The 13,659-nt window shown below is 29.9% G+C and carries 17 protein-coding genes; 13 read left to right on the top strand and 4 right to left on the bottom strand.

The window, feature by feature from the left end; translation table 11 throughout:
- Window positions 1–8 precede the first annotated feature (8 nt).
- Window positions 9–2,279 (bottom strand): thiosulfate reductase PhsA, encoded by a 2,271-nt coding sequence (phsA, locus tag CCORG_RS03335; protein WP_025803861.1) that lies wholly within the window; start codon window positions 2,277–2,279, stop codon window positions 9–11.
- Between the two features lie 140 nt (window positions 2,280–2,419).
- Between phsA and CCORG_RS03330 the strand changes: the two genes are divergently transcribed.
- The 3 genes from CCORG_RS03330 (at window position 2,420) to CCORG_RS03320 (ending at window position 6,080) form a co-directional block, all read left to right on the top strand.
- Complete coding sequence (locus tag CCORG_RS03330) at window positions 2,420–3,196, top strand: hypothetical protein (RefSeq protein ID WP_025803862.1); 777 nt, start codon at window positions 2,420–2,422, stop codon at window positions 3,194–3,196.
- Window positions 3,197–3,370: 174 nt separating this feature from the next.
- Complete coding sequence (locus tag CCORG_RS03325) at window positions 3,371–3,631, top strand: heavy-metal-associated domain-containing protein (protein ID WP_025803863.1); 261 nt, start codon at window positions 3,371–3,373, stop codon at window positions 3,629–3,631.
- Window positions 3,632–3,638: 7 nt separating this feature from the next.
- Window positions 3,639–6,080 carry a TonB-dependent receptor plug domain-containing protein gene (locus CCORG_RS03320; RefSeq protein ID WP_025803864.1) on the top strand — a complete coding sequence of 814 codons (2,442 nt, stop codon included), beginning with the start codon at window positions 3,639–3,641 and terminating at the stop codon, window positions 6,078–6,080.
- A 732-nt stretch (window positions 6,081–6,812) separates the two neighbouring features.
- Here CCORG_RS03320 and CCORG_RS03315 read toward each other — a convergent pair.
- Window positions 6,813–6,974: a hypothetical protein gene (locus CCORG_RS03315; RefSeq protein WP_161632390.1), complete on the bottom strand. Its 162-nt coding sequence runs from the start codon at window positions 6,972–6,974 to the stop codon at window positions 6,813–6,815.
- A 189-nt stretch (window positions 6,975–7,163) separates the two neighbouring features.
- On the opposite strand from CCORG_RS03315, the gene CCORG_RS03310 reads away from it, so the two are divergent.
- From CCORG_RS03310 to CCORG_RS08915, 10 genes are all read left to right on the top strand, one after another.
- Window positions 7,164–7,538, top strand: a complete 375-nt coding sequence (locus CCORG_RS03310; RefSeq protein ID WP_025803865.1) for a hypothetical protein — start codon at window positions 7,164–7,166, stop codon at window positions 7,536–7,538.
- Window positions 7,528–7,731, top strand: coding sequence for a hypothetical protein (locus CCORG_RS03305; RefSeq protein WP_025803866.1), 204 nt, complete (start codon window positions 7,528–7,530; stop codon window positions 7,729–7,731). Before CCORG_RS03310 ends, CCORG_RS03305 begins: the two co-directional genes overlap by 11 nt.
- Window positions 7,715–8,671: a hypothetical protein gene (locus tag CCORG_RS03300; protein WP_025803867.1), complete on the top strand. Its 957-nt coding sequence runs from the start codon at window positions 7,715–7,717 to the stop codon at window positions 8,669–8,671. Before CCORG_RS03305 ends, CCORG_RS03300 begins: the two co-directional genes overlap by 17 nt.
- Window positions 8,668–8,838: a helix-turn-helix domain-containing protein gene (locus CCORG_RS03295; RefSeq protein WP_081755105.1), complete on the top strand. Its 171-nt coding sequence runs from the start codon at window positions 8,668–8,670 to the stop codon at window positions 8,836–8,838. Before CCORG_RS03300 ends, CCORG_RS03295 begins: the two co-directional genes overlap by 4 nt.
- A gap of 56 nt (window positions 8,839–8,894) precedes the next feature.
- The gene (locus CCORG_RS03290; protein ID WP_025803869.1) at window positions 8,895–9,275 is read left to right on the top strand and encodes a hypothetical protein; all 381 of its coding nucleotides are present in this window, start codon (window positions 8,895–8,897) and stop codon (window positions 9,273–9,275) included.
- Between the two features lie 74 nt (window positions 9,276–9,349).
- Window positions 9,350–9,946 (top strand): hypothetical protein, encoded by a 597-nt coding sequence (locus CCORG_RS03285; RefSeq protein WP_025803870.1) that lies wholly within the window; start codon window positions 9,350–9,352, stop codon window positions 9,944–9,946.
- A gap of 40 nt (window positions 9,947–9,986) precedes the next feature.
- Window positions 9,987–10,220: a hypothetical protein gene (locus CCORG_RS03280; RefSeq protein ID WP_025803871.1), complete on the top strand. Its 234-nt coding sequence runs from the start codon at window positions 9,987–9,989 to the stop codon at window positions 10,218–10,220.
- 391 nt (window positions 10,221–10,611) lie between these two features.
- Complete coding sequence (locus CCORG_RS03275) at window positions 10,612–11,313, top strand: Rha family transcriptional regulator (RefSeq protein ID WP_025803872.1); 702 nt, start codon at window positions 10,612–10,614, stop codon at window positions 11,311–11,313.
- Entirely contained in the window at window positions 11,310–11,495 is a 186-nt protein-coding gene (locus CCORG_RS03270; protein ID WP_025803873.1) for a hypothetical protein, read from the top strand. The genes CCORG_RS03275 and CCORG_RS03270 overlap by 4 nt, the downstream gene beginning before the upstream one ends.
- Window positions 11,496–11,546: 51 nt before the next feature.
- Window positions 11,547–12,248: a hypothetical protein gene (locus CCORG_RS08915; RefSeq protein WP_025803874.1), complete on the top strand. Its 702-nt coding sequence runs from the start codon at window positions 11,547–11,549 to the stop codon at window positions 12,246–12,248.
- Window positions 12,249–12,726: 478 nt separating this feature from the next.
- Here the strand turns inward: CCORG_RS08915 and CCORG_RS03260 are convergent, their stop codons facing one another.
- On the bottom strand, window positions 12,727–12,966 hold the full coding sequence (locus tag CCORG_RS03260) for a hypothetical protein (RefSeq protein ID WP_025803875.1): 240 nt from the start codon (window positions 12,964–12,966) through the stop codon (window positions 12,727–12,729).
- Complete coding sequence (locus CCORG_RS03255) at window positions 12,947–13,651, bottom strand: Abi family protein (RefSeq protein ID WP_025803876.1); 705 nt, start codon at window positions 13,649–13,651, stop codon at window positions 12,947–12,949. Before CCORG_RS03255 ends, CCORG_RS03260 begins: the two co-directional genes overlap by 20 nt.
- Window positions 13,652–13,659 lie beyond the last annotated feature (8 nt).

The following is a 13,659-nucleotide window of genomic DNA, read 5'->3' as shown; positions in this document are numbered from 1 at the left end:
TTAGTCCTTTAAATTTTAACTAACTCAACGCCAACATTTGTGACCATTGTTCCACAAACAGGACCATCAGCTGGATTTAATATTTTACTTTGATTAAAACCAACTCCATTTGTCCTTTTTAGTCCACTACTTATATGCCCAAAACCATGATAAACAAATAAAGCATCTTCTCTAATGCCTTCTGTAAACATAATCTTAGCCCTTCCCTCTCCAAATTTATTTCTTACTAAAACTCTTTGACCATCTTTTAAGCCCTGCTTTTTAGCAGTATTTGGATGTATCCAAATAGGAGCTTCACTCATCATATCATTTAAAACTTTGATATTTTGAGTATGTCCATTTGTATGTATTGGTGTTTTGCCACTCATAAGACACAAATCATATCCATCATAGCAATCCATATCTTTAGTATGTAAACAGCCCTCTCCAGGAAGAGCTTCTTCTACCTGGGCACAAAATAGCTCTATTTTGCCACTTGGAGTTTTAAATTTCATCAAAGAACTCATATTTCCATTTTCATCTACAAACTGCGAAGCATTTGGATATTTTTCTACAAATTTAGAGATAAACTTTGGCTCTCTATAGTATACTTTTGGCACTTTCCAACCTACATATCCATCTTTTTCTAAAGACGCTATTAACTCAGCATTGCCTTTGGCTTGTTGCATTCTATACTCAGCAACTGTGTTCCAACTATAGTCTTTATCTATATTTAAACGCCTAGCAAGCTCTCTAAATAGCTCATATCCACCCATTGTTCCACCAACTGGTTCAACAACTTTATTTCTCATATAAAACCCAGGTGCCGTTCCACTTTTATCTTGAATGCCCTCATCTCTCTCAAGATAGGTAGCAACAGGTAGTATCACATCAGCAAAATGTGCAAAGTCACTCTCATAAATGTCAATAGCTAACACAAAATCAAGCTCTTTAATAGCCTTTATCGCATCCACCTCTCCTGCTACATTTATAAGATAATTAAACCTAGTACTTACCCAGCCTTTTACCGGGTAGGGTTTTTGGCTTAATATAGCAGGAACTATATCCATTAAAACACCATGTTTTCGTGGAATAAATTTATGCCTATGTCCATCTTCGCCACATCCATCTATCCTTGGAGTTTTTGGAACCTTAAATACACTATTTGGATTGGCAAGTACTGGAAAAAGCTCTTCACCGCATAAAGTGTTAAATGTTTTTGAGTTTTTACCAAAATAAATGCCACCTTCTTTTTCAAAATTACCCATTAAAGCATTTGCTATACAAATTGCCCTTGTTCTTTGATATTCTGCCCTTGTAGTAGTAGTTTTATGCCCCCAGTCAATTATAACCTTTGGAGAGGCTTTATAAATTTCATCAGCTACTCTCTCAACTGTATCGGCTGAAATTCCTGTATGACTCTCTTGCCACTTTGGAGTGCTATCCTTTACAGCCATTTTTAATTCTTCAAGTCCAACAGTATATTTTTCTACAAATTTCTTATCATATTTGCCATCTCTTAACCAGACATGAATCAGTGCCATTAAAAATGCTAAATCAGTTCCAGGTCTAATAGGCAACCACTCATCAGCTTTTGCTGCAACTCCACTAAATCTTGGCTCTAAAACTAAAAGCTTGGTGGATTTATCATTTGCAAATTTAGCCAACTTTTTAGTATCAGAAATTACAATTCCCTCAAAAAGATTATGTCCAAAATTTACTATATATTTTGCATTAGCAAAATCTCTTTTTGGTGAACTACCAAATGTATGCGGAACGGCAATTTTTTCTGTAATAGGACAGCATGACCAGTGAGAGTAAATATTTGAACTACCATAAGCACAGGCAAGATTTACTAGTTGAGTGTGACTTTCGCCCGATTTGGATGTAAATACAACCGCTTGTGGACCGTATTTATCTTTTATCTCATTTAATTTTTTAGCACAAAAATCAAGTGCTTCATCCCAACTTGCTTCTTTCCACTTACCACTACCTCTTTTACCATCTCTTATTAAAGGTTTAACAAGTCTTTGATCATCATATAGCTGATTTACACCTGCTCCACCTCTTGCACAAACTGATGTCTTATTTGAGCTAAATTTTGAATTTCCTTGTATAAAAACACATTTACCATCTACAACTTTTGCTTCAATTGGGCATCTAGTTGAACACATCTCACACACACTAGCAACTCCTTTTTCATTGCTACCTTTAAAAATTTCACTACTTTTGGCATTTAGCTTTAAAGTAGCTAAAGTGCCAACCCCAGCACTTGTTTTTAAAAAACTTCGTCTATTCATCTTTTACCTCCTGTGTGGTTATAAATGAAGTATATATGTATTATGTAAAATTTATGTAAAGTTTTACTATTAAGTTTGGGTTAATTTTAGATGTGTATAATTTTTAATATTTTTTTAATATACAATTTGAGGAGGAAAAAATGAGAGAAGTTACCGTATTTATAGGCACAAATAAAGATGGCGTTGATCATATAGAAAATCTCAAAAACCAAGTTTTGGAACTTTTTGCAATAGCAAAAGAGGAAAAAAAAGATGATATTTATTACAAATATAACACAGAAACTGGTGAGTTTTTAAGGTACTCTTTTAGTAAATTTGAGCTTTTTCCAACACAATCTAACACTCTTCAAATCAAAGGACCTATTCTTTTTGTTGAAAAAATCCACAATGACAACAAAAGTGTAGATAGTTTTTTAGAAGATAATAAAAGACGCTATTTACTTGAGTATCTTGAGCAACTTCAAAGCTCTAAAAATATAGAATTTATAAATGAAGCTAAGATAAAAACCCAAGCTATTTTAAAAAACTATAAAAATATTCTTGCTGATCTTCAAGAAGAGGTCGCTAAATTTGAAAGCTTTATAGAAGATAAGAATTTCTTTGAAGATAAAAAAGAAACACTTATGTATGAAGTTAAAAAGCTAAATTTTGACACTCTTATGGATAAATTTATGCTATTTTTTAAGGGCATAAGAGGTGGTAAAAGTAAGAAAAACTATGAAGCACTAATTGATCAAAAAGATGAAGCTTGTGACCAAAAAAATGAAAAAAATTTAGATAATTTAGAAAAATATGACACTCAAAAAAATGACATAACTAGTGATAAAAAAGTACTCTGTGATACAGATACAAAACTATGTTCAGTTAAGGAAATAAAAGAGCCTACTTTAGACACAAAAGAAGAGTCAAAAGCCTAGACAATTTACCGAGTAAAAACTCGGTAAATCTTACATTTTAATCATTTATTAAAATTAAACTAAAGCGTTATATAGTTCAAACAGTTGAAACATTCATAAATATTTAAGTTTTTATTAAACTTTAATATTTAAAAAGTTAAAATTGCACCGAAATTTTTATATTAAGGTTTTTATATGAAAAAATTACTTTTATTAACCATTGGCTTGTCATTTTTACTTGCAGATCAAATTTATGAATTAAATGTAGAAAATATGAGTTGTGGCGGATGTGCAAAAAATATACAAAAGCTTTCAAACACAGTTGCAACGGTTGTTGATATGAGCTTTGATATAGACACAAAAGATCTAAATTTAACCATAAAAGATGAAGATGACATCCAAAAAGTGCTAGAACTTATCAAAGAAAAAGGATATAAAGCAAAACTTAAAAATTAAATTCATCATGAAAAAAGTCATATTTTGTCTGTTTTTAATAAATTTTTGTTTTAGTGAAGAGATTATTTTAGATGAGATAGTTGTAGCCTCAAAAGAGGATAAAAAACCCTTTAACTCATCAACTTTTTTAGATAGAAAAAGTATAAATTTAATAACTTCAAAAGATGGCTCAATAACGGAACTCCTAAAAACAAACCCAAATATAACTTTTAATAAAAACGCTAGAAATAGCACAGAAAGTGGCGAAATTTCTCCAAAAGATATAAGCATAAATGGAGCAAGCCATTATCAAAATAACTTTTTAGTTGATAATTTAAATTTCAACGATGATATAAATCCAACAGGGAATAAAACTTTATTTAAAAGTGTTTGGAGAGGTCCAGCTCTTGGCACTCAAGCTATAAATTTAAACGCTGATTTATTACAAAGTATCGAGGTTTTTGATAACGCCGTATCTGCAAAATATGGGGATTTTCAAGGTGGAGTCATAAAGGCAAAAACAAAAGATCCAAGCAGAAATTTTAGTGGAATTATAAGTTATGGCTACACAAATGGAAATTTAGAAAAAACTTTTATAGATGAAAAAGTTAAGAAAAACTATGAAAATAGTCGTGGTTGGATGGATAAAAGTGATTTTTCTAAGAATAAATTTAGATTTGGCATTCAGGGTTATGCTAGTGAGAATTTTGGGCTTTTGTTTGACTATACAAGAAATAGCTCACTAATAAAACACAAGACAAAAAGCTCTATTTTAGATCCAAAAATTGCAAATTTTCCAAATGAAAAACGAATCAATGAAAATTACTTTTTAAAAGCCATTTTAAATGCAAGTGAAAATTTTACTTTAAAACCGAGTTTTTTATATGCTAGGCAAAAAAGCGTAGGATTTATTGAAGATGATATAAACTCAAAAATGGATAATATCTTTGGCGGATATGCTTTAAATTTAGACGCTGATTTGGCTTTAAATGGAGTTTTCATAGAGCAAAACCTAAATTATAGTGAGTTTGAAAGCTCTCGTTATTTTGATTTTAAAGATGGGCTTTATATTTACAAAAAATCAAATTTAAAAAACTGGGGTGCTGGTAAAACATCTACTTATGGCGGACTTGGCGATATTAAGCAAGTTCAAAAAACTTTTAATTATAAGCTTGATTTAAGCTTTGATGAAAAAAATATAGGCAAAACTTCACATAAATTTATAACTGGCTTTGAATACATCCATAAAACTGGCTCTCACAAAACCCTAACTCCTGTAAAAGAGTATAATTTTACAAAACTTCCAAATAATTACAGATGTAAAAATGGCAATTTAACTTGCATTAATGATGATAGTTTTGATGGATTTGGGCAGTTTGCAAACTCGCTTTGGTACTATGGCGATGTGGATAATAAAATAAAAATGAGTCAAATTTCACTTTATTTAGAAGATGAGATAAATTATGATAAATTTACCATTCGTCCTGGTATCAGAATCCAAAGAGATTCTCTTACAAAAGATTTTTATAAAGCTTTTAGATTTGTAAGCCAGTATGAATTTATAAATGAAAATTTTATAGGATTTGGCTTAAATAGATACTATGGGCGAAATATATTTGCAAACAAACTTTACAACGATACTTTCATCCATCAAAAAGATTTAACCAGAAATCATCCAGATGATGAGTGGAAATTTATATCAAATAATACAAATAGCTATCTTACAACTAGATTAAAACTTCCATATGATGATGAGTTTAGTCTATTTTACAAGGGCGAAATTGATAATTTTAGTCTTAATTTAAAATATATAAAAAGAAAAAGTAAAGATGAAATCGTAGCAAAAAGTAGATCAAAAGCTGGACTTGGTGCATTAAATGGCTTTGATAAAGAGTATGCAATTTACTCAAATGATGGAAAAACAAATAGCGATATTTACACTTTTAGCATTAAAAATAAAGAGCCATTTATCATTTTAAACACAAAAAATAACTTTGAATTATCATTTAGCCACACAAAAAGAAAAAGAAATTTTAACGACTACACCGATAAAGATATTGATAAAAATGTGCTTTATAATGGCGATGTTATAAAAAGTGGCGATTTGCCTGTGGTGGATTATTACTTTCCAAACTCGCTTAAATTTAGTCATAACACTAAAATTTCAGACTTTACTATCTCAAATTTCATCACTTATAATGACAAAAGTAGCGCTTTAATCAGAGGATTTAATAGAGATAAAAAAATGATATCATATGAAAAAGTTGATATTTCATCTTTTTGGACATGGGATATGAGGATAAATTATTCTAAAAATTTAAATAAAAATGTAAATTTCTTTGCAAATTTAGATATAAATAATATCTTAAATAAAAAATACGCAGTAAATAAAAATGTGTTTGGTAGTGAAATTTATGATGTTTTCGATCCAGGACGAAATATCTGGCTTGAAGCTGGACTTAGGTGGTAGTTTTATAGTTAAAAAAGTATAAATCCTTTTATTTGCTTTAAATTTGATTTTACTAAATTTCTATATTATTTTTCAAATTTAACTTATTAATTTAATGGAAAAATAGTAAAATTAGAAACTAGAATCTACTCAAACTTACTATAATTTAAGATGAAATATTAGGTAAGTATGAGTAGAATTTATGATAAAGGCTAAAAGAGTGTTTGATGCGGTTAATATAAAGCTCTCTAAGGCTTCCTATGGCTTTCTTATACTGCTCAAATCGTGCGTGGTTTTAACTCTTTAATCTTTATCTGTTAAGTATCCTTTTGGTGCATTTGCCATTGCTTTTTACCCCTAAAACTATTAATATTTTTTAAAATATTAATAGTTCGTGTCTAGGGCTGTAGCTTGGTGCAAAGTGTTGGATTTTAACTTGATACTTTCTAAATTCTGATACTTTAGTAAGTCTTTGTTTTACCCTAATAAATTTCCTTAAAAAATTAAATGGTTCAAGACAACTTAAGCTGATTTTCTTTCAAGAATTTTAGTAAAACTTGATATAAATCTTTGCCATATATTTGATGTTATATCTAAATTTACACTCTTTTCTACTTCGCTCATTAAGAGACTACACTACTAGGAAATGTGGTAGAAAACTATCTCTTTTAAAACTAAAATTTACTTAATATAAGATTACTTTTGCCCCGTCTACTTGCAGTTAACAAGCTTTAAATAAGCAAAAAGTAGCTTTCATCTATTTACACTAAATTTATTTATCTCTTTACACTCTTTCATCATTAAATTTCTAATTTGTTTTAGAAATTTATTTATACTAGAAATTTTAGTTATTAATGCTATGTTTGAAGTCTCTTTGATCTTAACAAAATTAGCAAAGCGTTTTTTGCAAAGCAAAAACAGTTTAAAATTTCTTTAAAGTAAGCCTTTGAAATTCAAAAACGGATAATATACCTGTTTTTCATCCTTGTAACCATACTTTAAATCCCCCTTGCTAGAGCTTAGGTTGTCTTTAGCCATAAAAGATATGGCACTTTTAAGTGAAAAACTAAAGATGAGAGTTAGTAAGTTAAAAAAGGAGAGAGCATGAGAATTTATATAGCAACGCCGTATGAGGCGATTTTAAGAAATGGCTACACTACGCTTAGAGTTAAGAGTGAAGCTACTTTAGGCATTAGTAGAGCTAGGGCTTTGTTTAGTTCTAGTTGTGAGCTTTTTAGCCCTGTGCTTGAGTGGGGAAGTAGGCATAAAGATATGCCTAGAGTTGAAGTGATGAAGCTTTGCTTTAAGGCTCTTGATAGTTGCGATTTACTCTTTATACCTACGCTTTTACACACTACTGATAGCAAGGGGATATATGATGAGTGGGTAAGAGCTAAAGCAAATGGGAAAATGATACTTTTTGAAAGTGCCAAAGTAGCATCACTTTTTGAAAGTAAGCTAGTGTGCGATGAGCTTTGATAGAGCTAAAAGCTTAGAGCAAAACATAGCTTTAATCAAACAAGCAAGAGTTAAAAAGCAGATAAAAACCAAAAATATCGAACACAAAGAGATACTTAAGCTTTTAGATCTAGCTATAGATAGGTGTTTAGAGTGTGAGAGTTATGAAGTTTTAGAGCATTTAGTAAAGATAAGAGATGGAAGAGTTAAGTAGCGAGATTTTAGCTAGTATTGATGAGCTAAAAAACAGCAGTGATGATTTGCTAGTAGATAAGCTTTATGATACAGGCTTTGATGCGTTTTGTTTTGTGATAGAAAAGCCTAGAGCGTTAAATTTTCTTAAACGCCTTGAGCTTAGCACTAAGCTACGCCTAACAAATCGCAACAAAAGCATATGTGAGTACACTGATAAAAAATTTGGGCTTAAAGGTATAGAAAATCTCACTGGAAGTATAAAGCACCCTTACCGCAAACGCTATATAAATTTTAAGCGTTATGGTAAGAGCTTAACAAATACTCTTATCATGATAGAAAACAGCCCTGAACTAAATGAGCTGTGCAGAAAACGCAAAAAAGCGTATGGATCATATGTGATGATAGTTTTTGCTGGGCTTTATCAGCCTAGTCGTGAGCTACTTCCAGCTACGCTTAGAACGCTTAGAGCTTTTCTTAAACGCTTTAATACTTGGTGGGTTGATATAGCTAAGGATATAAAGGCTGATGATGAGAGCCTTAAAAAAGAGAAATTTAAAGATGTGCTTAAAAACATAAGCAAAGATGATACCATCATCCAGTGTGGAGATAGTAAAAATGGCATAACTTTATATGCAAATAACTGCATAGGAGATATAAAAAAAGTTCTTATTTATGATAAATTTAGCAAAGAGAGTATTTATCATAAACAAGCACTTTTAGCACCTCTTAAAAAGTGGAGGCGTATAGAGATGCGAGTAAATTTAAAAAAGCGTTTTAGCAAGGTAAGCAAGGGTGAGATAGACTACTATAACACTTTACTTGATGATATAGCACTAAGGTATAGTTGGCGAGTGCTTTGGGGCACACCAACTCATACACTTGATAAGCAGATGGCTTATTTTGCTGATGGTAGGCGGATATTTAGCAGTGGAGTAAAACTTAAGGAGTGGGTAGCATGAGAATTTATACAGTAAATGAAGTAGCAGATATATTAAGAGTAAGTATAGAAAGTGTAAGACGGTATATAAAAAGTGGTGCTTTAGAGGCTTTTAAGTATCCTGGTGGGCGTGTGTGGATGATAGAAGAAAGAGCTATTAAGAATTTTTTAGAAAAAAGTAAAGTGTAGTTTTAAAAGCTAGGCTAAGCTAAATTTTGATAAAATCACTGTTTTAAAGGAAAAAGATGCAAAATATTGAGTTGTTTGATTTATATGTTGGCAAAGTTCTTACAAAGCTTTATGAAAGTTTTCCTATAAAGTGTGAAATTTACTATAAAAGCGACTTTTTAGAAGTGGATGAGAATATAATGCGAGGTACTTTGATATGGCTAAAAGATAGCGAGTTTATAAAATACGATGCTATTATGCCAAATTCTGATTTAGTAACAGGTGCGATTTTAAGCTTAAAAGGGCTTGAGCTTTTAAAGCAAAAACCAAAAACTTTTCAAAAAAGCTTAGGCGAGAGTTTAAAAGTTTTAGCAAATAAAGGGCTTGATAGTGCAATTTCTAAGATAAGTAATGACATTTTAAGTTATAGCTATATATTTTTTTCAAAACTTGGATAAAAGAAATTTTAAAACGCTAAATCTTAATCTCCACAAAATTGTGGGCATTAAAAAATACAATTAAAAGGGTAAATATGACAAGCGAAGAGTTAAAAAGCTTTTGTAAAGAGTTTGAAATAAGCAAAAATTTGCTTATGCTTTTTTCAAAAGATAGATTAAATGAGTATAAAAGCAATCAATCTCATATCAATAACTTTTTACTTATGCAGATTTTGGCTCCAAAACTCGGCATTTTAGAGATAGTTACAAGAAATAAAATAGCTTTAATTTTAAGCTTAAATGATAGTAAATTTATATCAAAACAGACTTTTGGGTATTGGGCTAAGGTCATAAATGATAAAAAAATTCATAATTTTATAGTTGATTTAGCAAAGATTGATTTTAGAAAATATTCTAAATTTAATAAAAAATACGAGTTTAGAAACTATCAAAAGGTAAAAGTTGTTTATTCGCTTTTGGTTACTATTCGAAACAGAGCTTTTCACTTTGAAAATTTACTAAAAACAAAAGGTGCTAAACCACGAATTACAACGATATTAAATGACATTGTTATAGGAGTTGACCCTGATAAATTAGAAAGCTTTTGTGATGATGTTTTAGAATGTTTTGAAAGTGGATTGAGCAGGTATTTAAAAAATGGGGCACAAGGAGCCCCTTTAATTTCAAAGTAATTATAGCTTAAATTTATTAAATTTATATAAAAGGATAAAAATGACAGCTGATGAGTTAAAGGCATTTTGTAAGGAAATGGGGCTAACATATAAGGAGTTAGCGGAATTGATAGGATATGGCGAAGGTGCTATCAAATCGGCAGTAAGCACGAACAATATTAGCAAGCCGATGGAACACGCTATAAATATGTATGTTGAAATTTTAAAACTTAAAAACGAGCTAGACGAAGCAAAAAAAGCAAAAGATATCTTAAAGTCTTGGCTAAAAAGCTAAAATTTAACCAAGTTAATTTTGACTTGGTTAAAAATACAACCTTATTTTACACATTTAATAAAAAATACAACCAAAACTATTGACATTAAGTAAAAATTAGTATATAATACTCTTATCAAAAGTAAAAATAACAACTTTTGAAATAAAATCAAGGAGTATCAGATGTTAAGATTGTTGCAACTTTTAGCATTAGTTTTACAAATCCTTTACTGGATTTTAAGACTTTTCGGATTTATTTAAAATCCGCCCCTTTAAAAAGGGGCTAAAAAATCTTATCTGATACCCTTGATAATTATATCATAAGGAGAGTAAAAATGTGGTTAGATGTTTTGATGAGTGTAGTGTTTATAGTTACTTGCGTTTGGATTTATAAAAGTAAAAAGGGTATAAAATGAGTGCTTTAGTTACTATAAATAATATAGAAGTTGAGTTTATAAATAGTGGTGATGAAATTTTCATCACATCTTTACAAGTTGCCGAAGTTTTTGAAAAGAGACACGCTGATACCATAAGGGCAATTGAGAACTTACCAGACGACGATTTCCGACGACGCAATTTTGCGTTTACGGAGCGAACAGCTAAATTTGGGGCAGTTGTTAGAAGTGAACCGTATTACAACCTAACAAAAGATGGTTTTTCTTTGCTTGTTATGGGTTTTACTGGGGAAAAGGCATATAAATTTAAAGTTGCTTACATAAATGCCTTTAACAAAATGGAAGCTATGCTAAGAGAAAAAAGTGAGCCTTTAAGCGAGATTGACCTACTTATTCATCAAGCTAAAATTTTAAAAGAAAACCAACAAAAATTAAAAAGCCTTGAAGTTAAAACCGATGGTTTAGAAAAAGAACAGTTAAAAACTAAGCACAATATTAACCGCCTTTTAAACAATGATAATTATATGACTGTGATAGCTTATGCTAACTTAAAAGGCATACCAGCTAAAAAGTATAACGCCTCAGCTCTAGGCAGAAAAGCTACCAACCTCAGCAAAAAGCTAAATTTAGCTATGGGAGCAGTTATAGACCCAAGATTTGACAGTATTAAAACTTATAATGTAGAGATCTTAAGTGAAGTGTTTAGGAGTATAGTATGAAAGAGCTTAAACTTATAGATTTAGTTCGTCTCAGCAGAGAACTAGAGACTTTGTATTTTGTAGCAAAGCATACAAAAGGTGAGCGAAAGCAAATTTTACTAGGAATTTACTACCGCCTTTATGATTTAGTGTCCAAACTACAAAGTAGCAAAGTCTTAAAATATGAAGAGCTTTTAAGCTAGTAGATTAAATTTAGTAAATTTTGATAAAATCAGTGTTTTAAAGGAGAGATGATGACAAATGATAGATTTATAAAGCTTTGTGAAAAATATGCAAAAGATGAGAGTATTACACTTCATTCAGACAATAAAAAAGCTATATATCCACTCTATAGTAAATTTAAAAAATTTTGCCAAGAAGAGTTAAGAAATGAAGATGATGAAAGTAGTGTTTATGACTGGCTTATAAGTAATAAATACGACAAAGATATTACTACAAATAACCCAAAAGTAAATTTTATAGGTCACGACCCAATAGATGGCTTTAAAATCTTAGTATCGGGGATACTGAAAGACAAGATAAACCCAAAAACAGAGATAAAAAGAGGTAATGAAAAAGAACTAATCAAAGAAATAAGTTCAATTATTAAAGGCATAGTGGGGTATGATGTATTTTATCATGAGGGGGGTAGTCATATAGTGTTTCAAGACAAAATAGGAAAAGACCTATATGTCATAGAGTGGCATTTTGATCCAAATTATGAAAAAGATGAGAATTTGATAAAAAAAGTATGCAAAGAGCTAAATTTAACTTATAAACAACTTGGCGAGATGATAGGGTATGGCGATGAAGCAATTAGTAAAGCTTCAAGAACTGGTAATATATCAACGGCTATGTCTAAGGCTTTAGAGCTTTATTTAGAAAATTTAAAATTAAAAGATAGATTAAAAACACTTGATACTTTATCAGATATTATAAAAGAACTTTCAAAATAGGCGTATATTTTACGCTTATTTTGATACAAAAAACAAATAATTTACTTAAATAACTTGACATTTATCGTATAATTTTGGTATAATACTCTTATCAAAACGGAAATAATACGTTTTGAAATAAAAAAAGAAAGGGTCAAGATGAAAACTTTAGATATTTTAATCAAAATCGCAGTTTTGGTTTATCTAATCTCTAAAATCCTTAAAGTTTGGATTTAGAGCTAGGGGCAAAAGCCCTTAGTGTTTTGTCTTGACCTTGTAAAATTATAGCATAAAGGAGTTAAAATGAGTGAAGTTTTAGAAATTTTAGAAGTTATAGAAGTGGTTTTATTAGTTTATATCGCTTTAAAAGTTACAAGGGGCTAAAATGAGCTATATAAAAACTTGAGATAAAATCCAAGCAGGGAAACCCCTGCTCTTAGCGAACTTCAATAAAGTAAGTAAAATTACTTACTTATCTACATTCGGAACGATGTTGGAATTATACATTTTCATTACTTAAATTTTGCTTTTTTAAGAGATAATTTATTATCCTATAAGAAAACATATATCTTTTTATTAGTATAATTTTATCTTTGTAAAGTTCTGATTTTTTGACAAATCTTTCATCAAAAAGCCTCTTTAGATCATTGTAACAATGAAATTTCATCTTTTGGCTCTCACAAATTTTATTATATACAAAAAGCGAAGCTATAAAGTCATTAATTGTTATATTTTTCATTTTGTGGATTTTGTATATTATCCTTTAAATTGGATAGTAAAGAGTTATTATGTGCAGACCCATTTCTTAAACATCTGACATTAAATAAGCTATTTTCAATTTTTCTAAAATTTCTATTGGGATATCTACTATAAAAAAACTTCATAAATTCTATTAAGTGACCAAATTGAATAACTTCTATAAAATTCCATATTGCCAAATCCATACCATATTTACTTAAAATAAATTGATTTGTAGATATTAAGTCTCTACCACTATTAATATTGTTATTTGTTTTGTTTATTTCTCTACATATAAAGTTGTAAGTATAGCTATTTGATGTTAGAAAATTAGATACAATATCATATCCATCATTATTACTTAAATTAAAGTCTCTCATTAATTTTGTCTTTAATGCATGCTCTATATCAAGAGTTAGCCTTATTACGAATCTTCTAAAATGCATATCTATTGTAGACAAATCAACCAAATGAGCAAAATCTAGATTACAGTATGGTAAAGTCTTGTTATTGGTGTCTTTTTCTTTAAATGTATTGCAGTATGCCTTAACTTTAAACAAATAACTATGATTTTGCAAAAATTTATAAGCTTCACTCTGTGAAAATATAACAAATTTTATACCCTTAGTCTTAAGTTTATTTATCTGCCTTTGGATGCTAAGTTTTGGCTTATTATTTACTGCCATTTTACCTC

The sequence above is a fragment of the Campylobacter corcagiensis genome (genome assembly GCF_013201645.1).
Taxonomy (GTDB): Bacteria; Campylobacterota; Campylobacteria; order Campylobacterales; family Campylobacteraceae; genus Campylobacter_B; species Campylobacter_B corcagiensis.
Note: the sequence above shows the minus strand (reverse complement) of the source record. Positions and strands in the feature narration are given on the sequence as shown.

Bases quoted from the DNA above. Each gene is read 5' to 3' on its own strand.
- phsA (WP_025803861.1), bottom strand. From the start codon at position 2,279: ATGAATAGACGAAGTTTTTTAAAAACAAGTGCTGGGGTTGGCACTTTA.
- CCORG_RS03330 (WP_025803862.1), top strand. From the start codon at position 2,420: ATGAGAGAAGTTACCGTATTTATAGGCACAAATAAAGATGGCGTTGAT.
- CCORG_RS03325 (WP_025803863.1), top strand. From the start codon at position 3,371: ATGAAAAAATTACTTTTATTAACCATTGGCTTGTCATTTTTACTTGCA.
- CCORG_RS03320 (WP_025803864.1), top strand. From the start codon at position 3,639: ATGAAAAAAGTCATATTTTGTCTGTTTTTAATAAATTTTTGTTTTAGT.
- CCORG_RS03310 (WP_025803865.1), top strand. From the start codon at position 7,164: ATGAGAATTTATATAGCAACGCCGTATGAGGCGATTTTAAGAAATGGC.
- CCORG_RS03305 (WP_025803866.1), top strand. From the start codon at position 7,528: ATGAGCTTTGATAGAGCTAAAAGCTTAGAGCAAAACATAGCTTTAATC.
- CCORG_RS03300 (WP_025803867.1), top strand. From the start codon at position 7,715: ATGGAAGAGTTAAGTAGCGAGATTTTAGCTAGTATTGATGAGCTAAAA.
- CCORG_RS03295 (WP_081755105.1), top strand. From the start codon at position 8,668: ATGAGAATTTATACAGTAAATGAAGTAGCAGATATATTAAGAGTAAGT.
- CCORG_RS03290 (WP_025803869.1), top strand. From the start codon at position 8,895: ATGCAAAATATTGAGTTGTTTGATTTATATGTTGGCAAAGTTCTTACA.
- CCORG_RS03285 (WP_025803870.1), top strand. From the start codon at position 9,350: ATGACAAGCGAAGAGTTAAAAAGCTTTTGTAAAGAGTTTGAAATAAGC.
- CCORG_RS03280 (WP_025803871.1), top strand. From the start codon at position 9,987: ATGACAGCTGATGAGTTAAAGGCATTTTGTAAGGAAATGGGGCTAACA.
- CCORG_RS03275 (WP_025803872.1), top strand. From the start codon at position 10,612: ATGAGTGCTTTAGTTACTATAAATAATATAGAAGTTGAGTTTATAAAT.
- CCORG_RS03270 (WP_025803873.1), top strand. From the start codon at position 11,310: ATGAAAGAGCTTAAACTTATAGATTTAGTTCGTCTCAGCAGAGAACTA.
- CCORG_RS08915 (WP_025803874.1), top strand. From the start codon at position 11,547: ATGACAAATGATAGATTTATAAAGCTTTGTGAAAAATATGCAAAAGAT.
- CCORG_RS03260 (WP_025803875.1), bottom strand. From the start codon at position 12,966: ATGAAAAATATAACAATTAATGACTTTATAGCTTCGCTTTTTGTATAT.
- CCORG_RS03255 (WP_025803876.1), bottom strand. From the start codon at position 13,651: ATGGCAGTAAATAATAAGCCAAAACTTAGCATCCAAAGGCAGATAAAT.